Origin of the sequence: Marinobacter nanhaiticus D15-8W (assembly GCF_036511935.1) — a bacterium.
Taxonomy (GTDB): Bacteria; Pseudomonadota; Gammaproteobacteria; order Pseudomonadales; family Oleiphilaceae; genus Marinobacter_A; species Marinobacter_A nanhaiticus.
Genome location: NZ_AP028878.1, coordinates 4,973,373 through 4,991,944, shown reverse-complemented (window position 1 = coordinate 4,991,944; position 18,572 = coordinate 4,973,373). Strand labels below are relative to the sequence as shown.

18 protein-coding genes are annotated in these 18,572 nt (G+C 60.0%); 5 read left to right on the top strand and 13 right to left on the bottom strand.

Going from position 1 to position 18,572, the window contains the following annotated elements:
* Positions 1–7: 7 nt before the first annotated feature.
* From rsuA to RE428_RS22470, 5 genes are all read right to left on the bottom strand, one after another.
* Positions 8–703, bottom strand: a complete 696-nt coding sequence (rsuA, locus tag RE428_RS22490) for a 16S rRNA pseudouridine(516) synthase RsuA (RefSeq protein ID WP_004579919.1) — start codon at positions 701–703, stop codon at positions 8–10.
* Positions 703–1,731, bottom strand: a complete 1,029-nt coding sequence (locus RE428_RS22485; protein ID WP_004579920.1) for a metal-dependent hydrolase — start codon at positions 1,729–1,731, stop codon at positions 703–705. Before RE428_RS22485 ends, rsuA begins: the two co-directional genes overlap by 1 nt.
* Positions 1,732–1,919: 188 nt before the next feature.
* Positions 1,920–2,675 (bottom strand): THxN family PEP-CTERM protein, encoded by a 756-nt coding sequence (locus RE428_RS22480; RefSeq protein ID WP_040882371.1) that lies wholly within the window; start codon positions 2,673–2,675, stop codon positions 1,920–1,922.
* Between the two features lie 300 nt (positions 2,676–2,975).
* Positions 2,976–3,530, bottom strand: coding sequence for an ADP compounds hydrolase NudE (gene nudE / locus RE428_RS22475; RefSeq protein ID WP_004579922.1), 555 nt, complete (start codon positions 3,528–3,530; stop codon positions 2,976–2,978).
* Entirely contained in the window at positions 3,530–4,786 is a 1,257-nt protein-coding gene (locus RE428_RS22470) for a lytic murein transglycosylase (RefSeq protein ID WP_004579923.1), read from the bottom strand. The genes nudE and RE428_RS22470 overlap by 1 nt, the downstream gene beginning before the upstream one ends.
* A 200-nt stretch (positions 4,787–4,986) precedes the next feature.
* Here RE428_RS22470 and RE428_RS22465 point away from each other — a divergent pair, with 200 nt between their 5' ends.
* Positions 4,987–5,814 (top strand): response regulator, encoded by an 828-nt coding sequence (locus RE428_RS22465; RefSeq protein ID WP_004579924.1) that lies wholly within the window; start codon positions 4,987–4,989, stop codon positions 5,812–5,814.
* Positions 5,815–5,835: 21 nt separating this feature from the next.
* Here the strand turns inward: RE428_RS22465 and phoR are convergent, their stop codons facing one another.
* The 5 genes from phoR to RE428_RS22440 all read right to left on the bottom strand — a co-directional run bounded on the left by phoR (position 5,836) and on the right by RE428_RS22440 (position 10,195).
* Positions 5,836–7,149 (bottom strand): phosphate regulon sensor histidine kinase PhoR, encoded by a 1,314-nt coding sequence (gene phoR, locus RE428_RS22460; protein ID WP_004579925.1) that lies wholly within the window; start codon positions 7,147–7,149, stop codon positions 5,836–5,838.
* A gap of 86 nt (positions 7,150–7,235) precedes the next feature.
* Positions 7,236–7,928 carry a phosphate regulon transcriptional regulator PhoB gene (phoB, locus tag RE428_RS22455; RefSeq protein ID WP_004579926.1) on the bottom strand — a complete coding sequence of 231 codons (693 nt, stop codon included), beginning with the start codon at positions 7,926–7,928 and terminating at the stop codon, positions 7,236–7,238.
* A 177-nt stretch (positions 7,929–8,105) separates the two neighbouring features.
* Positions 8,106–8,996, bottom strand: a complete 891-nt coding sequence (gene ubiA, locus RE428_RS22450) for a 4-hydroxybenzoate octaprenyltransferase (RefSeq protein WP_004579927.1) — start codon at positions 8,994–8,996, stop codon at positions 8,106–8,108.
* A 79-nt stretch (positions 8,997–9,075) separates the two neighbouring features.
* The gene (locus RE428_RS22445; RefSeq protein ID WP_004579928.1) at positions 9,076–9,612 is read right to left on the bottom strand and encodes a chorismate lyase; all 537 of its coding nucleotides are present in this window, start codon (positions 9,610–9,612) and stop codon (positions 9,076–9,078) included.
* Between the two features lie 25 nt (positions 9,613–9,637).
* Positions 9,638–10,195 (bottom strand): hypoxanthine-guanine phosphoribosyltransferase, encoded by a 558-nt coding sequence (locus RE428_RS22440; protein WP_004579929.1) that lies wholly within the window; start codon positions 10,193–10,195, stop codon positions 9,638–9,640.
* A gap of 291 nt (positions 10,196–10,486) precedes the next feature.
* On the opposite strand from RE428_RS22440, the gene rd reads away from it, so the two are divergent.
* Together rd and RE428_RS22430 are read left to right on the top strand one after the other, a co-directional pair.
* A complete protein-coding gene (gene rd, locus RE428_RS22435) occupies positions 10,487–10,654 on the top strand; it encodes a rubredoxin (protein ID WP_004579930.1) in 168 nt (55 codons plus the stop codon).
* A gap of 92 nt (positions 10,655–10,746) precedes the next feature.
* Positions 10,747–11,901 carry an FAD-dependent oxidoreductase gene (locus tag RE428_RS22430; protein ID WP_004579931.1) on the top strand — a complete coding sequence of 385 codons (1,155 nt, stop codon included), beginning with the start codon at positions 10,747–10,749 and terminating at the stop codon, positions 11,899–11,901.
* A gap of 9 nt (positions 11,902–11,910) precedes the next feature.
* Here RE428_RS22430 and RE428_RS22425 read toward each other — a convergent pair whose 3' ends face one another.
* A complete protein-coding gene (locus tag RE428_RS22425; RefSeq protein ID WP_004579932.1) occupies positions 11,911–12,372 on the bottom strand; it encodes a hypothetical protein in 462 nt (153 codons plus the stop codon).
* 76 nt (positions 12,373–12,448) lie between these two features.
* Between RE428_RS22425 and tesB the strand changes: the two genes are divergently transcribed.
* Positions 12,449–13,318 (top strand): acyl-CoA thioesterase II, encoded by an 870-nt coding sequence (gene tesB / locus RE428_RS22420; protein WP_004579933.1) that lies wholly within the window; start codon positions 12,449–12,451, stop codon positions 13,316–13,318.
* A gap of 59 nt (positions 13,319–13,377) precedes the next feature.
* On the opposite strand, the gene RE428_RS22415 is transcribed toward tesB, so the two are convergent.
* Together RE428_RS22415 and RE428_RS22410 are read right to left on the bottom strand one after the other, a co-directional pair.
* Positions 13,378–15,948, bottom strand: coding sequence for an EAL domain-containing protein (locus RE428_RS22415; RefSeq protein ID WP_004579934.1), 2,571 nt, complete (start codon positions 15,946–15,948; stop codon positions 13,378–13,380).
* Positions 15,949–16,184: 236 nt separating this feature from the next.
* On the bottom strand, positions 16,185–16,640 hold the full coding sequence (locus tag RE428_RS22410; RefSeq protein WP_004579935.1) for a flavodoxin: 456 nt from the start codon (positions 16,638–16,640) through the stop codon (positions 16,185–16,187).
* Positions 16,641–16,917: 277 nt separating this feature from the next.
* On the opposite strand from RE428_RS22410, the gene RE428_RS22405 reads away from it, so the two are divergent.
* Complete coding sequence (locus RE428_RS22405) at positions 16,918–18,480, top strand: inorganic phosphate transporter (RefSeq protein ID WP_004579936.1); 1,563 nt, start codon at positions 16,918–16,920, stop codon at positions 18,478–18,480.
* Positions 18,481–18,572 lie beyond the last annotated feature (92 nt).

Genomic DNA, 18,572 nt, shown 5'->3' with positions numbered 1-18,572 from the left:
AAAAGTATCAATTCCTGAAGCTATCGATCTCGGCCTGGGTTAGCTCACGGAACTCGCCCGGGGCCAGGTCGGGATCAAGCTCCACGCTTCCGATACGCTCCCTATGCAGCATCATGACACGGTTACCCACCGCAGCCAGCATGCGTTTGACCTGATGATAGCGCCCTTCTGATATTGTCAGCCGTATATGCTCACCATCGATGCGCTCCACTCGGGCGGGAGCGGTTGGTCTGGATTCGCTGCGAAGCTCAACGCCTGTTTCCAATTGCGCCAACCGTTCATCCGGGAGGGGCTCTGCAAGGCTGACTACGTAGGTTTTCGGGCAGTCGGCGCGAGGTGATGTCACGCGATGCGACCACTGTCCATCGGTCGACAGTAGCAGCAGTCCGGTGGTGTCCTTATCCAGTCGACCGGCGATGTGCAGGTTGCGACGCCAGTCCGGCGGAAGCAGTTCCAGGGCGGTAGGGTTCTCGTTGTCGGAGGTGGCGCTCACAACGCCTTCAGGTTTGTGCAGCATCAGGTAGCGCTCGCCGGGCAGGGTCACCGGTTCGTCATCGAGACAGACATGCTCGGTGCCCGACATCTGGGTGGCGGCCTTCTTGCAGATGTCGCCTTCCACACTCACCCGTGAAGCCAGGATCAGGCGGCGCGCCTCCTTGCGGGATACATTGGCACTGTTCGCAATAAAGAAATCGAGACGCACTAGCACTCTCCGGTCGAGGTTTGGGTATCCAGGCGGGCGAGGCACAGGACGGAGACATCGCCGGTTATCCTGCGCCATAGGGTGGACAGCATATCATCCTGAATCGACGGCCGTGGCGTGCGTTCACTTCGTAGTGGTTGCCACTCGCCGTTTTGCTGGCGGGCGAGCACAAAGGTAAAGGGGTGAGCGCCGGGCAATCCCAGGCGAATGTCTGTGGCGCGGAGTTCGTCGCTGGCGTTGTGGTAGGCAAGGAAGTCCCGGGTGAACCAGGCCAGTCGCTGGCCCTCCGGCAATTGGTGAGCGGCCCTGGCCAGGGTCTGGTCGCGATCGAACACTTCGACACGCGGCGCTTGGTCACCATCGAGAAAGCCTGTGACGATCTCCAGGCGCTCGTTCGGACCCAGCACCGTTACCCGCCAAAGCAACGTAGAAAAGGGCATTGGTTGGACCAGTTTAGGCGCCTCGTTAACGTTACGTTCAGCCAGGATGGGCTCGACCCGCTCCGCAACCATCTGCTGGGCGGCTACGCTCCAACCGATATAAGCGGTAGATAGAACGGCCGAAATGGCCAGCGGACGGAGGCGCGTGGGTCGCCAGAGAAAGACCAAAACCCCGATCAGCAACGGCAGCGTATAGGCCGGATCGATAATGAACAGGCTGCTGATGGCGACCGGCCCGCCAAATGGCCAGAAAATCTGGGTGCCATAGGTTGTGAAGACATCGAGCAGCGGATGGGTAACCAGGGCCAGGCCGGTGAACAGTTGCCAGCGAGTAAAGCTGATCTCCGGTCGCCATCGATGTAAGGCATACGCAAGTAGCACGGCCAGGGGGATCAGAACGAAAAGGGAGTGACTGAACCCCCGGTGCTGGGTGAAGTTGGCCACGGCGCTACCGTAATCGATCACCACATCCATGTCCGGCAGGGTGCCCAGCACGGCGCCGCCAATCAGGGCTGTGCGGCCGAGGCGTGAGCCCAGTACCAGGCCTCCAAGTGTGGCGCCGAGGGCGGCTTGGGTTATGGAATCCATACGTGTCGTGTTCCTGGTATATCGTGCTGCTACTACGCCTCGCTGTTCGTTTAGATACGAAGGACATGGCGAGAGGTTTTTCGGTTGTTGGAGGAATATGACCGCGCGGGGTTCGAGACACAATACGTGGGGCCGATCTTAAATGAAAAAGCCCCGCCTGCGCGGGGCTTATCGTATCCCGGGAAGGGTCAGGCTTTGCTGCGCCGGCGAACCAGTCCCATTCCCAGTAGGCCCATTCCCAGCAGGGCAACCGTGCCTGGCTCAGGTACGGAACGAACGTTGAGGCTTGCGATCAGGTTAATTGACGTCATTTCGTTTTCAGCGGTGTCAAGTTCATTCGCGTTGCCTTCGAAACCGAGGAGGCTTAGCGAATATATACTGTTGCCCAGCGTAAATTCTGAGCTTTCGACGGAGGTGTCGAATATAACCTTTACAATATCGTCTACCGGACCGTCATGCGTGGTATAGCTGCCCTTGTTGCCATATAACGCGGACAGAAAATAGCAGATAAAGTCCCAGTTACCACAGTGCTGTGTGACCGCTGCATTGTTCTCCGTTTCGTTATGGTCGAAAAGGAACGTGAAAGGGCCGGTGGCAACACTGCCGTCATCGTTTGAGAAACTGGCATAGATATCCAGTTCGACGCTGTCGATCGCCGAGTATTCCCCAATCGGATGGTTGCGATGGGTGAATTCCCCGAGAATGAAGGGTGAAGAATCGGTAATGCTCTGGGGCAGGCTTGAGTTGCCCACGAAGTCATAACCGCTCTGCTTTTGACCCGCCCCCCAACGGATCTGGTTGGTGCCCTCCCCACTAACGTACATGCCGCCGGAGGCATTGATCCACTGACCGCTTACCGAATCCAGATCGACTGGAAACGCTAAAGCACCTACCGAAAATATTGATGCTGCAACAGCGCTAACACATGATTTTATGATTTTCATTTTAGCTCCCTTGATTACATTCGGTTCATGTCGAGAATGAACGCGTAGCGCTAAGCTATTTCTATGCCACCGGGAAAAGATCTTATGGAACATGGAGTTAATGTGTTGCCTTGGGTATGTATGTATAAAAATCTGACACAAAGGGGCGAGAGAAAAAGTGCAGGTAGGTGCGCCAAGCCGCTTGTAACTATCTGGGCTTGGCCAAGATAAAGGAGGGTTTCGGATTACAATGGATTTCCAGATCTTGGGCTAACCTGATCTGGTACATGTTTGAAAGGGACTGCCGTGGTGGCGATGGCGTTAGGGCACACCCCGCTGCTGTAACACAGCACGCGCCATATACAGCGCCGCAATCACCCTCGCTTCGTTCATATCGTCACGCTGCACCAGCATCTCAAGTTCCGATAGCTTCCAGGTCAGCACTTCAAGCGGTTCAGGTTCGTCGCCAGGCAAACGTTCCTCGTAGAGGTCTTCAGCCAATGCAACATGGATACGGCTGCCCATATAGCCTGGGGATAGGGTCATATCCTTGAGGAGGGTCAGGTTGCGGGCACCGTAGCCGGCTTCTTCCTTGAGTTCGCGGTTAGCGGCCTCGCGCCAGTCCTCGCCGTGTTCGTAGGCGCCTTTGGGTAAGGTAAGCACGTAATCTTCCAGGCCGACACCATATTCGCGGATCAGCACCACGGTGTCGTCATCCAGCATCGGAACGCACATGACCGCGGCGATGGGCGGCGTGCGCAAGCGCTCGAATTCGCGCTCCTCGCCGTTGCTGAAGCGCAGGTGAACAGACTCGATGCCGAACAGGCGACTGCGAGCCACCAGGCGGGTGTTGAGGATTTCCGGCTTCTTTTCCATCACGTGTTACTCGCTTCGGCTTCCTTGAGCTTGATCTGCAGGGCTTCAAACAGGCCCGGGTCCGGATAGCCATCGGCAATGCGGTTCTGGTCTTTCTGGAAATCGCGGATGGCGCCACGGGTCGCCGGTCCCAGGATGCCGTCCGGTGTTCCACTTTCGTAGCCGCGTTGGTTCAGCGCGGATTGCAGGGCTTCGATATCTTCGCGGGACAGGCGGGGCAGATCCTCGGGCGGCGGATTCTGCAGACCACCCGCACCGGCAATGCGATCGGCGAGATGGCCCACCGCGATGGCGTAGAACTCGGAGCGATTCCACCCCATGATCACGTGGAAGTTGTGATAGACGAGGAAAGCCGGACCTTCGTGACCGGCCGGTACCAGCAGCGAAGCCTCGATGTCGGCGTTGGGCAGCTTGTTGCCGAAGGCATCCTTGATGTTGAGTTTGCGCCACTCCGATAGAGCCTGTTCGTTTTTCAGACCGGCGAGGCTGTAGTCGAAATTCTCAGGCAGCAGCACTTCTCGGCCCCAGCGGTAATCGCCGTTCCAGCCCAGGTTTTGCAGGAAATTGCCGGCGGACATCATGGCGTCCGGAATGCTGTGCCAGAGATCGCGCTTGCCGTCATTGTCGGCGTCGACGGCATAGCGCAGGAAGACAGAAGGCATGAACTGGACATGTCCCATGGCGCCGGCCCAGGAACCTTCCATCTGCTCCGGCGGAATGGCGCCCTCGTCGATGATGCGCAGGGCGGAGATCAGTTCGCCGGAAAAATAATCGCTGCGCCGCGGGTCGCAGGCCAGGGTGGCCAGGGCGCTGGGTACGGACATCTTGCCGAAATAACTGCCGAAGTTGGTTTCCAGACCCCAGAAAGCCACCAGGTAAGGCGCCGGGACGCCGGTTTCCCGGGTGACTTTGGCCAGCAGGTCCGCATGTTCGTCGAGAAGCTCCCGACCCTTCTCGATGCGGGCATCGTTGACCCGACGGTTCAGATAGTCGGCAAAGGTCGTGGTGAATTCGGGCTGGCGACGATCCAGTTCGATGACACGGTCAAGGAAGGTCACCTGATCCAGGACGTTCTGGGCAACCTCCGGCGTTACGCCTGCTTCCATGGCGCGGCCTTTGAGCTTGCCGATACATTGGCCGAATTCCGCCTGTGAAAGGGTTTGCGGGGTTTCCTGGGCGAGGGTGAAGGGCGAGACCAGACTGGCGGCGACGAGCCAGGGGCTCAAACGGCGAATGGCGGTAGTGCCTCTTTTCACGCTGCTTTTCCTCTTTTCACGTTATGTTCCTCGTGCAGAAGATCCCGGAGAACCGCATGGTAGCCTGTTTTTGGGGCGGGAAAACACCGCCGTTGGCGACAAGCGGTGACAATTTTTTAAGGAATAGACACAACACCTTAAGAGCGCTAACACAGGTCTGAGCTATAGTAGTGTTCAGAATTTGCTGAAAGGGCCGCAGTATGGCAACACTGAAGGCGCTGGTGGTCGATGACGCCAGCTTTGTGAGGGACCTGATCAAGCGCACCGTGCGCAATCGTTTCCCGGTGATCGAGATCACCGAAGCGCCCAATGGCAAGAAGGCCCAATTCCTGATGACCAAGACGTCGTTCGACCTTGTCTTGTGCGACTGGGAAATGCCGGAAATGTCTGGTCTCGAATTGCTGCGCTGGATGCGCCAGCAGGAGCGCTTGAAGAAGTGCCCGTTCATCATGATCACCAGCCGGGGAGATAAAACCCACGTCATCGAGGCGGTACAGGAAGGTGTTTCGGAGTACCTGGGTAAGCCGTTCAGTCCGGACGGCCTGAGCAAGAAGATCATCAAGGTCATGGGCCGCAAGCTGAATGCGGCCATGACGTCGTCCGGAAAATCCATGGACGGTCCGGCAGATGCGTTCAAGGAATCCGCTGCATTGCTGACCCAGCAACGCCCCGCCGCGGCCGACAAACCGGTGGAGAAGGACAGTGCTGCATCCCGCGTCAGGGCGGTTGCGGCGGTGCGCTTTGCCGATGCCACCCTGCGCAGCGTGGTCAAGGACATCACGCTGAACGAGATTCGCGTCATCGCCAAACGCGATCAGGATTTTCCCGGTATCCTGGATCAGGCAGTGGTGGATATCGAGGTGAGTGACGGCGAAGTGGCCCGGCTGAACGGCTATGTCCATCAGCTCCAGGCGGTGGACAAGCGCCAGGACACCGACTTCGTCAGTCTGGTCGTGCGCTTCGTCGATGAAGACCCCCAGAAGATGGAAGACCTCTCTCGCTTTATCGCCCGTTTTCGTGCCGGTTAGAGCATTGGCCACACCGGGGCGCTAGGCGGTTTCGATCGGCGCTTCCGTGATCCGCGAACGGGGGAAGTGGCAGATGAATTCGCTACCGTCCCCCGGATGGCTGTTAATCTCCAGCGTACCATCATGGTTTAGCAGCACGTGCTTGACGATGGCCAGACCGAGGCCGGTGCCGCCGGTCTGCTGGTGACGGCTGGGGTCGGCGCGGTAGAAACGTTCCGTCAGTCGCGGGATGTGGATCGGATCGATGCCGATACCGCTGTCTTTCACTGACATGTGAGCGCCTTCCCGGTCCGTGTACCACCTTACCCTGATATTGCCGCCGGCCGGCGTATACTTCACCGCATTGAAGATAATGTTGGAGAAGGCGCTGCGGAGTTGGTTCTCATCGCCGAACAGATGGTGCCGTTCGCCGATGTCCGTTTCGATCACATGCTGATTCTCGCCGCTTACGGCTCTGGCGTCGCTGCAGATCTGGCGGATCAGGGCACCGACATCCGTGACCCGGTCGTCGATGTGCTGCTCGCCGGTTTCGAGCTTGGCCAGCAGGATGAGGTCGGTGATCAGTGCCTCCATCCGCTCTGCCTGCTGGCTCATGGTGCCGATGGCGCGGCGCCATCGGGGCGGGGCATCGTCCATGTTATCCGATAGCGTTTCCAGGTAGCCGCTGATCACCGTCAGCGGTGTGCGCATTTCGTGGGACACGTTGGACACGAAATCCCGGCGCATCTGCTCGAGCTGGAACAGGCGAGTCACATCCTTGGCGACGATCAGCCGGTCGTCATCGCCGAACAGGCTGATCTGGATCTGCAGGTGAATGTGGGGCTTGGCCGGGGATTTCAGGTCCATTGGATCGCGGTAGTCCCTGGCATCGAAATAGGCCTTGAAGGCGGGACTGCGTATCAGGTTGTGAATCGGCTGACCGCGGTCGGTATCGCGGCGGAACCCCAGCAGGTATTCCGCCGACCAGTTCCACCATTCCATATTTCCCTCGGCGTCGGTCATGATGACGCCGTCCCGCATGGCATTGGTGGATTCCTGGACGCGGTTGATCCGCGTCTGTAGCAGGTCGCGCGAATGCTGATGCGCCTGATGCATCCGGTGCAGGCCATCGAAGATTTCCCCCCAGAGACCGATGCTGCCGGGAGCATCGTCATCATCATCGGGGTGCTGTAGCCAATGGTGAAGTCTACGCGCCTGGACCAGCGTCCAAACCAGGTAGACCGAGAGGCCGAGCGTCAAACCGACCAGGGGATAGCCGAACCAGAGGCCGACTAAAAAAAATCCGAGCAGGAGAGCAATAATCAGGCGCAGGTAACGCGACCAGCTGTGCTGCATGGAATCTTCCTTAAGGGTGCTGGAACGCGCCCCAGCACCGAATCAAACGTCAGAGTCTCCCATTACGCGACGCTTATTATAGGGGTTCAGGCTGCGCGCGTGGAGAAACGGTAGCCGGTACCCCGGACCGTCTGGATCAGGTGATCGTACTTCTCACCCAGCGCCTTACGCAGGCGGCGGATGTGGACGTCGACGGTACGCTCTTCCACATAGACATTGCCACCCCAGACTTGATCCAGAAGTTGCGCCCGGGTGTAGACCCGCTCCTGGTGCGTCATGAAGAACTGGAGCAGTTTATACTCCGTGGGACCCATGTCCACCGCGCCGGTTGGCGTCGTGACCCGGTGACTGGTGGGATCCAGGTGCAGGCCGTTTACTTCCACCGGGGTTTCAACCCCCGCAGGTGTGGTCCGCCGCAGTACCGCCTTGAGACGTGCAACGAGCTCCCGTGGGGAGAACGGCTTGGTGATGTAATCGTCGGCGCCGGACTCGAGGCCCTGCACCTTGTTGTCCTCTTCGACCTTTGCGGTCAGCATGATGATCGGGATTTCCGCCGTGGTTTCGTCTCTCTTCAGGCGGCGGGCCAGTTCGATGCCGCTGGTGCCGGGAAGCATCCAGTCCAGCAGGATCAGGTCCGGTTTCTTGTCCACGATCATGGCGTGCGCATCCAGCGCGTCGGCAGCCTCGAGGTAGTCGTAGTCCGCCATTTCCAGCGCTACGGCGATCATCTCGCGGATCGATGCTTCGTCATCGACTATGAGTACTGTTTTTCCCGTCATGACATCCCACCTTGTCATCACCAGCGATTCGGGTGCCCCGGTCGGATCCTGAAAGGCGTTGCAGGCTCAGGATGTCCACTAGGGCGCCGTAGTATTGCTGGGACATTACAACCTTCAATTGTTACAAGTATATGACAAGGATTCAGGTGGCCCGGAAACCTCCTTGGAGTGGGCTTCCTAGCGGACCAGCATGTCCAGGAACAAACCCAGGAATACGCTGGCGCCCGCCCATTGGTTATTAAGGAAGGCCTTGAAGCAGGCGTCACGCTGGCGGAAGCGAATCAGGTACTGCTGGTAGCCAAACAGCGAGGCCATACCCAGCAGCCCCAAGTAATAGAAAACACCCAGTTCCGCCTGGGGGCCCACCAAAACCAGGATCAGTACCGTCAGGACCTGCAGGATGCCAACGATAGCCTTGTCGGCTTCGCCGAAGAGAATGGCGGTGGATTTCACGCCGATCTTAAGGTCGTCGTCACGATCGACCATCGCATAGAGCGTGTCGTAGGCCACGGTCCAGAGCACGTTGGCCGTAAATAGTAGCCAGGCGATGCGCGTGACCTCGTTGGCCTCCGCCGCCCAGGCCATGGGGATCGCCCAGGAGAAGGCTGCGCCGAGAAAGAGTTGGGGCAGGTGGGTAAAGCGCTTCATGAATGGGTAGATGAACGCCAGTACCAGCCCGCCAAAGGACAGGTAGAGCGTCAGGGTATTGGTGAAGAACACCACCATCACGAACGAGAGCAGTGCCAGCACCAGGAACAGTATCACCGCTTCTGCTGCGCTAATCCGTCCGGTGGCGAGCGGACGCGCCCTGGTGCGCTTGACGTGGCCGTCCACCTTGCGGTCGGCGAAATCGTTAATCGCGCAGCCGGCGGCCCGCATCATGAAAACGCCCAGGGTAAAGATGATCACATTGGCCAGGCTTGGCATGCCGTCGCCTGCGGCGAGCCACAAGGCCCAGTATGTGGGCCAGAGCAGCAACAGGGTGCCGATGGGGCGGTCCAGCCGTAGCAGTTGCACGTAGGCGGTGAGTTTCGTCTGCAGCGATTCGGGCAGGAAATCGAGGGTCATGGGTGCTCGGCTCATCGGCTGAATGGCTAACTCGCTGGATTATAGCGACGGAACTGTGTCCGTTTGAAGCGGCCGGAAATTAGGGCGTGCGCGCCAATAAGTTCGGCAGGAAGTACTCGCCCACTAACAACGCATCCTTACCCCTAAAGAAACGGGAGCGTCGACCAATAGTCGGCTGACCTGGGGCGGTAGCGCGGGCGATGCCAATCTGGAAGGGCCCGCGGTGCCAGCGGCGCTGGCTGAACAGGAAGTGGCCCAGGGGACGGCGGCCCAGGTGGCGCAGGCGCCGGCCGTTGCCTTTTAGCGTATCCAGTGGAATGACGGTACGGGCCATCACCCAGGGCTGGCCGTCGCCGCACAGCTGGACTTCGCGGATCCAAGCCAGTTGGCGTGACGGGATACCAAGCGTAAGGGCTTCCTCTACGGAAGGGCGGGAATAGCCTTCCCGGAGGACGTCGACGTGGAAGCTTTCCATGCAACGCAGTTGCAACGCGCGGGTGAGGGAGCCTTCCAGCGTCAGCCAGTAGAGTTCATGAGTTAGCGGACGGCCCAGCATCAACCGGACGGCGGGCACGCCGGGGAGCCAGCGAGCCTCGGGAGCGCGGGGCAGGTCCATCGCCCCCTGGGTCAAGGCGGAAATGTCAGAGTCCCTTGACGGCATAGATGCCGGGGGCGTTGCGCCAGTACCCCTTGTAATCCATGCCGTAGCCGAACAGGAATCGGTCTTCCACGTCCAGGCCGGTGAAATCGGCCTTCAGGTCGGGACGGCATTTGCGGTCGTGCTGCTTGTCCACCAGAACGGCGGTCTGCACTTCGGCGGCGCCCTGGGCTTTGCAGTAGTCGGCAATGGCGTTGAGTGTGGTGCCCTCGTCGAGAATGTCGTCGACGATCAGGACGGTGCGCCCACGCATGTCCGCTTCCGGGCGCAGCTTCCATTCCAGGATGCCCCCGGTGGTTTCCTGCCGGTAACGGGTGGCGTGCAGGTATTCTGCCTGCAGCGGGAACTTAAGTTTCGGCAGCAACTGGCCCATCAGGATCAATCCCCCATTCATCACGCAGAACAGGAGGGGGTCGCGACCCTTGAGCTGATCGGTGATGGCGCTCGCCATCCGCTCGATGGCCTGCTGGACTTCCTGCTCGGTGCAGATGCAGTCGGCTTCGTCGAAAACCTTCTGGAGTTCGTCGTGGGACGTTGTCATGGGTGCAGATCCTGTTTCAGGGAGGCAAACCCGCAGGCGTGCTTCCAAAAGCCGGGCATTATACCGAAGCCGGGCCGGTCCGGGGAGGGGCTGGAGTAACGGTCGCGTCAATCCAGTATAGCCCCCTGGCGGTAGGGATTGGGCAACGGGCTGTCCCTGCCGGCATTGGTCATGGGGCGTACAAAGCGTATCATGACGGGCCCGATGTCTATCCGCGATTCGACCTCACTTGCATGTCGGATTGTAGAACAAATACTATTCCCGCCTTTAATGGGATCCTGGAGGAGAGTGATGAAGAAGTGGCAGTGTGTCGTCTGTGGCTTGATCTATGACGAGGCCGAAGGCTGGCCGGAAGACGGAATCGAGCCGGGCACCGCCTGGGAAGATGTGCCCGAGGACTGGGTCTGCCCGGACTGCGGCGTGGGTAAGGAAGATTTCGAGATGATCGAGATTGGCTAATCCCCCCGGCGGCGCGGGCCTTGTGACCAGGATCATGGGCCTGGTGCATGAATAGCATTTTGCATTAACCCCGTACACAGGAGAGCAGTGGCATGAGTCAGGATGCCCCCATCGTCATTATCGGCACCGGCCTTTCGGGCTATTCGCTGGTCCGGGAAATCCGCAAGCAGGACAAGGAGGTGCCTGTCCTGATGATCACTGCGGATGACGGGCATAGCTATTCGAAGCCCATGCTCTCCACCGGGTTTACCAAAGGCAAGAGCGCCGACGAGCTGGCCCAGGCGGACGCCGCCGGCATGACCGAGCAGCTCAACGTCGAATTGCGTACCCACACCACCGTGACCGGCATCGACCCCGAAGCCCATTGCGTATTGATCGGCGATGAGCGCCTGCGCTATAGCAAGCTGGTACTGGCTTGGGGCGCGGACGTGATCCGCATTCCGCTGGAGGGCGACGGCCAGGAGTTCGTCTATTCCATCAACGACCTGATGGACTACCGGGCGTTCCGAAAGGCCCTGGAGGGCCAGTCACGAGTGGCCATCATGGGCGCAGGGTTGATCGGTTGTGAGTTTGCCAACGACCTGCGCAACGGTGGTTATGAGGTGGATGTCATTGCGCCCTCCGACACCGCTATGCCGGGGCTGGTGCCGCCGGCCGCCGGTGACGCGGTGGTCGAGGCATTGACCGAGGAAGGGGTGCGCTTCCACCTGGACACCGTCGTCGACCGCATCGACCACGCCGGTGATGGCGTAAAACTGACCCTGGCCAATGGCGAAACGGTCGAGGCGGGCCGGGTTATCTCCGCCGTCGGTTTGCGCCCCCGTGTGGAGCTGGCGAGGAGCGCCGGGCTCGAGGTAGCTCGTGGCATCGTTGTCGATCGGACCCTCAAGACCAGCGCCGACGACATCTACGCCCTCGGTGACTGTGCCGAAGTGGACGGCCATGTGCTGCTCTACGTGTTGCCGCTGATGGCCTGCTCCCGGGCGCTGGCCAAGACGCTCACGGGAACGCCGACCGATGTGGCCTACGGCGTTATGCCGGTCATGGTGAAGACACCCTGCTGTCCCACCGCCGTTTGTCCGCCGCCGCCTAACGCCGAGGGTGAATGGCAGATCGAGCGCGACGGGCGCAATGTCCGGGCCTTGTTCAAGGATGCCCAAGGCAGCGTGCTCGGCTTTGCCGTCACCGGCGACTACGCGATGGAGAAGCAGGCGTTGTCCAAGGAAGTGCCGCCCATTCACGGATGACCGGCGGGTTCAAAAGCGATATTCGATACCGAATTCCACCCGGTAGTCCAACCCGCTCAAGGCATCAGGAAGATCGCCGAGGTCGCTTAGCGGCCTCGGGCTCTGAGACCTGTCTGTTTCATACTGCTGGGCTTCTGCAATGCGGGTAGCCTCTCGGTTGGGTTGGTAGGCATCGGCCCGTCCGGTGCCGAATTGCGGGTCGGTCCACTGCCACCCCCGGTCCGAATCTTCCTCATAATCTTCTGGCCACTCCGGTTGGGGAAGCACGACCGGATTGACGTCATCTCCAGACCTGGCGCATTCCGCCTGGGGCGGCGTCGGGTTGACCATCAAGCTGTCGCGCCGGGCATCATAGCGCCAGTCCAGCCCGCAGGCCTGGCACGGCAGTGCGCTCAGGCTTGCAAGCAGTGCCACCAGAATCGGTTTGTAGCAGAATGTCCGGAGATTCCCCGAGCGTTGTTGCCAGTTCATAGTGACAATATTGCCATTGCGTCGACCTGGCGGCTGGGGTAGAACAACCGGTTTTAATAGAGCAACAGGAGCAGGCATGCTTGAGGTCACACGCAAATTGGTCGAATTACTGGATCTGGCGCCCATCGGCGACGATCATTTCCAGGGCGAGAGCGAAGACCTTGGCTTTCCCGCCGTGTTCGGCGGCCAGGTGCTCGGCCAGGCGCTGATGGCGGCAAGCCGCACGGTCGAAGACCGGGCTGCGCATTCCCTGCACGCCTATTTTCTGCGGCCGGGCGACCATCGCCTGCCCATCGATTACGAAGTTCATCGTGTCCGCGATGGCGGCAGCTTTTCCGTACGCCGGGTCATCGCTCGCCAAGAGGGCAAGGAAATCCTGACCGGGTCCATGTCCTTCCAGGTCGAGGAATCCGGCTTCGAGCACCAGGACGTGATGCCGTCAGCACCGGATTTCAATACCTTGAAGTCCGAGCATACCCTCGCCCTGATGATGAAACAGTACATTCCCGAGCACATGCGCGAAAAATTTACGCGTGACCGTCCCATCGAGATTCGTCCGGTGGATCCGATGAATCCGCTCAAACCGGAACAGCGTGATCCCCACAAACAGGCCTGGTTCCGTGCCCAGGGCGACCTCCCGGACGACCCGGTACTGCACCGTTGCCTGCTGGCCTACTCGTCGGATTTCGGTTTCCTCGGGACGTCGCTCAATCCCCATGGCGTTACGTTCATGAACCGTGAGATGCAGGTGGCGAGCCTGGATCATGCTATCTGGTTCCACCGTGACTTCCGTATGGACGACTGGCTGCTATACGACACCGACAGTCCCAGCGCCTCCGCTGGCCGCGGCTTCAATCGCGGAAATATCTTCAATCGCGAGGGGGTGCTGGTCGCCTCCACCGCCCAGGAAGCCCTGATCCGCCGACGCGAGCCTAGCAGCAGCTAAAGGTTGAGCCTTCAACGGTACGTCGTTTGTTAGCCTGAGTCGGCGTTACCGCAGCCGGCTCAGGCGCGCCGCTTTTCCTGCATGACGTGGTTCGTCAGCCAGCGCATGAACTCATCCATCGGTTGCGGCGGCGTAAGTACGAAACCCTGGATCATGTCGCAGCCCATCTCCTCGAGCAATTGCAACGTTTCCCTGTCCTCTACACCTTCGGCGACCACCTTGTAGCCCAGGTCGTGGCACATGTTGATAGTGGTCTGCACAATGACCCGGTCCTCGGCCTGGAACGACAGGTCGACGATCAGTGAACGGTCGATCTTGATCTCGCTGGCCGGCAGCCGCTTGATGTAGGACAGCGACGAATAACCGGAGCCAAAATCGTCTATCGACAGTGGAATGCCGGCGAAATGCAGGGAGCGAAGGGCGCGCAGTGAATTGGCCGGATCCTGCATCATGGAGGTTTCGGTGACTTCCAGGATGATTTTGCCGGCGTGTTGGGGGTGGCCGGCCATCAGTCGCTGCACGAACAATGGGAACTCTTGCTCTCGCAGGTTATTGGGCGAAATGTTAACCGAAACACTCAGTTCTTCCTGGCCGGCTTCGATCAGTTCGTCGCGTGCTCTCAGGGCCTGCTGTAACACCCAGCGCGTGAGGGGCTTGATCAGGCCGGTCTGCTCTGCCACGGCGATGATTTCGTCGGCACCCACTGCCCGAGTGCGCCCGGGCCAGCGAATCAGCGCCTCGACCCCCACCACCCGTTCATCTGCCAGGTTGAGTTTGGGCTGGAAGAACAGTGCCAGTTCATCCAGGCGAATGGCCTCCCGGAGTTCCGAGGCCAGTGTCAGGCGATCTGCGCTGTAGGAGTCGTGTTCAGGTCGGTAGTAAGCCATTCCGCGATCGCGGGCGTCATCACTTTCCAGCGCGACATAGGCTTGCCGAATCAGTGTATTGGGATCGCTTGAGTGACTGGGATAGGTGGCCACGCCGGCCAGTGGATCCAACGGCAGCTGCATGCCCAGGTACTCCAGCGGTGACCGTAGCGACTCGAGACATTCCAGGATGCGTCGGGGCTGGCTCCGGGCTGTGTCGGCATCGATGACAAAACCGAAGGTACCGGATTCCAGCGAGGCTGCGTGATAACAACGTACATCGTTCTGTTCGATGGGGCGCACCCCCGGCAGGTTGCTACATACCTGGTTGAAACGCCTGGCGGCCAGTTCCAGCACCCGGTCGGCATTCTGGTGGCCGAGGGTCCTGGTGATAGCGGCGAGGTTGGTGAGCTGGATCACACCCACCGCATGGCGTCGATCCGGTTCGCGGATCAGCAGGTCCTGCAGGTGCAGCTCGAACGAGGTGCGATTGGGCAGCTTGGTCAACGGGTGATGGAGCGCCTGGTCCATCATCCGCAATTCCGCCTTGCGCCGGGCGGCGAGGGCGCGCAACTGAGACTCCCGGGCTTTCAATTTGTCCTGCCGCTCCTGGTAGAGCCGGGTCGCGAGCCCGATGGAGAGGAGGATGGCTTCCAGTGCCGAGCCGATCTCCATGCCGAATTCGGTGATGAAATTGGTCGGCACCCAGCCGTACTTATTGGCAGCTGTCAGTGCGCTGCCGACGGTCAATACACCCCAGGCGATAGTATATAGGATGGCCTGGCGGTTGCCGCGAGCCCACTCGACGGGGCCCAAAGCCGTCAGCAGTAAACAGCAGGGGATGGCCAGTGCCACCGACAGCCGCATGGAGGTGTTGTAGTCCAGCAGGAAGGTGCCCAGCACGGCCAGCAGGTTAACGATGACGGCAGCGCGAACGATACGGTCCCAGCCGCGGCTCCGGCTGCGCAGGTCGAGAAAGGCGCGGGCGAACAGCAACGAGAACAGCATGGCGATGGGCACCGACATCATCATCGACTGGTTCTGGAGCCATGGACTGTCCGGCCACAGCAGCGGATAGGTAATGCCGCGAAGGGAACCTAACAGGAACAGGTAGCCAAGGGTGGACAGCGCGTAGTAGAGGTAGGTGGCCTCGCGCATGGCCGCGAATACGAACAGGTTGAAGAAGACAACCGTGATCAGGATGCCGTAGTAGACGGCGTGGGCCTGATCCACCCGGGAAATGTGGTCGAAGAAGGCGTCCCGCTGCCAGATGCGAACCGGCACCTGCAGGGCACCGTTGGTCTGTACCCGCACCAGGAAGTGGTAGTCGCTACCGGGGGCGACGGTGTAGGGCAGCAGGAAGTGTGGATGCTGCATGGGCCGGGTGGACATAGGCAGCCGGTCACCCGTGGTGAGCTGCTTGACTGGTCGACCGTTCTCGAACAGGAAGATCTGCACCGAATCCAGCTGCGGGTAGCGGATTTCCAGCATCTGCTCCCGCACCCCGGATGGGGCGGGTACGTCGAACCGCAGCCACACAATGTCACGCACATAGCCGAAGTTGGGCACTTCGCCGGACAGGCTTTGCCAGCGCTCCAGTGCGTTGACCTCGACCGGGCCGGCGGAGTCGGTCTGGCCGTACGGAAAACGGATGTACTCGATGCGAGGCTCGATATACCCGTCTTCGACGAGGTCGGCCTGCACACTCGACATAGCCGTCAGCAATACGCCCAGCAGGACGAAAAACAGAACGGGTTGACGCACGGATCTGGATCTTTGTTGTGTTTATTTTGTGCGAGACTGGCAGCCTCACAAAGGCTGGCAGGCTCTGGGTCTTATGGCGTCCGCTCTGACGCGTTCTGTTTCAGTATGGTCAGAATTGATGAGGGGCTCAAGTTGAATGAAGGGGCGTTCACTTATTATTGCAATTGACCGGGCGAGCCTCTTGCCCGGTTCCCAGTGCTATTTCCGAGCACTCATTCCAAGCACTTATTCCAAGACTAGTCCCGATGCAGCGAGGCCGCCCACTCCCGGGCCCAGGGCAGTGCCACCTCTTCAGGGTTGACGGTTTCCAGGGCGTCGATGCGCAGGGTGTTGCCGACCTTTTGTCCGGCGATTTCGGCCAGGGCTTCTTCCATCAGGTCGCCCGCGCCGCAGAAGGTATCGCCGTAGGAGCTGTCGCCCAGCACGATAATGCCGAACGGGCGGCCCTGCTGTAGTGGCAGCTTGTCGCGGAGTTCCAGATAGAACGGTAGCAGGGTCTCGGGCAGCTCGCCCTGACCTGTGGTTGAGGTGCAGACCAGCAGTGCGTCGTCGTTGCCCGTGATGTCGTCCAGCGCGGGTTTTTCCGCGACCACGACCTGGTGGCCGTTCTGTTCCAGGTCCTTGCGGAGTTCACGGGCGGTGAGCAGGGCGCCGCCGAAGACGCTGCCGACCAGGATTCGGATTCGGGCCATGGATGCTTCTCTCGGTGAATGGGCTCTAAGGCCTCACGTTGTGCCGAATTGGTTGTCGAAAACGCCAACCGGAGGCTGTGTAACGGCGGGCTATAGTAGCCCGCCCGACTTCGGCGACTCAAGCTTGGGTCGTTCGCGGGCGGGATATCAACCCCATGCACGGTGGGGGCACTTCTTCAGGGCCAAGTAACTCGCATTTGTTCCGGTTGTATTTCAATTTCGTGACGAACTGCCTATAGTGGCGCCACCAAAGATTGAGCGACTGTGGTGATTCGTCATGGCCCAGAACGTGTCCTTCATGGATAGCGCCTTAACCAGTAAACGAACCGAGCGATTCCGGCTCGGCATCAGCCTCGTCTTCCTTGTAGTTGTCTGGCTCTTCGTCGGTCAACTTGGTGATGGATTACCCGGAAGTACGCTACTTATGGCCGCCGCTGTGATTGGCGGCTATATGGCCCTCAACATCGGCGCCAACGACGTGGCCAACAACGTCGGTCCGGCGGTGGGCTCCGGCGCCCTTACCCTGGGGGCCGCCATCGTGATTGCCGCGGTGTTCGAGGCTGGCGGCGCCTTGATTGCCGGTGGTGACGTGGTCTCCACTATCAAGAAAGGTATTATCAACCCCGCGAGCCTTACGGACGTCCAGGCCTTCGTTTGGCTAATGACGGCGGCCCTGCTGGCGGGCGCCTTATGGCTTAACCTGGCGACCTGGATGGGCGCGCCGGTATCGACGACGCATTCGATCGTCGGCGGTGTCCTCGGTGCCGGCATTGCTGCCGGGGGTTGGGGGATTGCAGACTGGGGTGTGATGGGCGCCATTGCGGCCAGCTGGGTGATTTCGCCGGTCCTGGGCGGGCTGATCGCTGCCTTCTTCCTCTACGTTATCAAGAAAACCGTACTCTACGAATCCAACATGATTGCCGCCGCACGCAAGGTGGTGCCATTGATCGTGGCGCTGATGGCGTGGGCGTTCGGCACCTACCTGATGCTCAAGGGCGTCAAGCATCTCATGAAGGTGGATTTTATGACGGCGGCGCTCGTGGGTGTTGCTGTTGCTGCCGCCGTATTCTTCCTTATGCGGACGCTTGTGGGGCGCAAGGCTGCGACCATGAGCAACGGTCAGGATGGGGTGAACGGCCTGTTCACCTGGCCGCTTATTTTCGCCGCTGCACTGCTCAGCTTTGCCCATGGCGCTAACGACGTCGCCAATGCCATCGGTCCGCTCGCCGCGATCAACGAGGCGCTTTCCAAAGGCGCTGTGGCCACTGCGGCTGCTATTCCGCTCTGGGTCATGATGGTCGGTGCCGTCGGCATCGCGTTGGGACTGACCCTTTTCGGGCCGCGGCTGATCAAGACGGTTGGCAGCGAGATTACCGAGCTCGACAAGACGCGGGCCTTCTGTGTCGCCTTGTCAGCAGCGATCACAGTCATCATCGCCTCACAGCTAGGGCTGCCTGTCAGCTCCACCCATATTGCCCTGGGCGGCGTATTCGGTGTGGGTTTCCTGCGCGAATACCTCAAACGCAGCTATGCCTCCCAACTTCACCGCATCGTTGAGAATCACGAGCCGGCGGAGCGTGAGCGGCTGGAAGCGTTCCTGGATAGCTTCCGCGACGCCAGCGTCGAAGAAATGGAAGCCATGCTGAAGCGGGCTAAAAAGAACAAGGTTGACGTGCCCCTGTCCAAGAAAGAGCGCAAGCGGCTGAAGAAGATCTACCAGGAAGAGCTGGTCAAGCGCTCACAACTGATCCGGATTGCGGCCGCGTGGATCATCACGGTGCCGGCATCGGCGCTGATGGCCGCGTTGCTGTTCTTTACCTTGCGTGGGCTGATGCTCTAGCCGTTCAGGTAGGGTGGCATTGCCGCTATTCCGTACTTGCCCTACGGCAAGGGCTTGGTTAGCTTATCGGGATACATCTGAGACTGGAGACA

What these genes read in the sequence shown, in the direction of transcription:
- RE428_RS22485 (WP_004579920.1), bottom strand. Translation starts at nt 1,731, where the DNA reads ATGGATTCCATAACCCAAGCCGCCCTCGGCGCCACACTTGGAGGCCTG.
- RE428_RS22480 (WP_040882371.1), bottom strand. Translation starts at nt 2,675, where the DNA reads ATGAAAATCATAAAATCATGTGTTAGCGCTGTTGCAGCATCAATATTT.
- nudE (WP_004579922.1), bottom strand. Translation starts at nt 3,530, where the DNA reads ATGGAAAAGAAGCCGGAAATCCTCAACACCCGCCTGGTGGCTCGCAGT.
- RE428_RS22465 (WP_004579924.1), top strand. Translation starts at nt 4,987, where the DNA reads ATGGCAACACTGAAGGCGCTGGTGGTCGATGACGCCAGCTTTGTGAGG.
- phoR (WP_004579925.1), bottom strand. Translation starts at nt 7,149, where the DNA reads ATGCAGCACAGCTGGTCGCGTTACCTGCGCCTGATTATTGCTCTCCTG.
- phoB (WP_004579926.1), bottom strand. Translation starts at nt 7,928, where the DNA reads ATGACGGGAAAAACAGTACTCATAGTCGATGACGAAGCATCGATCCGC.
- ubiA (WP_004579927.1), bottom strand. Translation starts at nt 8,996, where the DNA reads ATGACCCTCGATTTCCTGCCCGAATCGCTGCAGACGAAACTCACCGCC.
- RE428_RS22445 (WP_004579928.1), bottom strand. Translation starts at nt 9,612, where the DNA reads ATGGACCTGCCCCGCGCTCCCGAGGCTCGCTGGCTCCCCGGCGTGCCC.
- RE428_RS22440 (WP_004579929.1), bottom strand. Translation starts at nt 10,195, where the DNA reads ATGACAACGTCCCACGACGAACTCCAGAAGGTTTTCGACGAAGCCGAC.
- rd (WP_004579930.1), top strand. Translation starts at nt 10,487, where the DNA reads ATGAAGAAGTGGCAGTGTGTCGTCTGTGGCTTGATCTATGACGAGGCC.
- RE428_RS22430 (WP_004579931.1), top strand. Translation starts at nt 10,747, where the DNA reads ATGAGTCAGGATGCCCCCATCGTCATTATCGGCACCGGCCTTTCGGGC.
- RE428_RS22425 (WP_004579932.1), bottom strand. Translation starts at nt 12,372, where the DNA reads ATGAACTGGCAACAACGCTCGGGGAATCTCCGGACATTCTGCTACAAA.
- tesB (WP_004579933.1), top strand. Translation starts at nt 12,449, where the DNA reads ATGCTTGAGGTCACACGCAAATTGGTCGAATTACTGGATCTGGCGCCC.
- RE428_RS22410 (WP_004579935.1), bottom strand. Translation starts at nt 16,640, where the DNA reads ATGGCCCGAATCCGAATCCTGGTCGGCAGCGTCTTCGGCGGCGCCCTG.
- RE428_RS22405 (WP_004579936.1), top strand. Translation starts at nt 16,918, where the DNA reads ATGGCCCAGAACGTGTCCTTCATGGATAGCGCCTTAACCAGTAAACGA.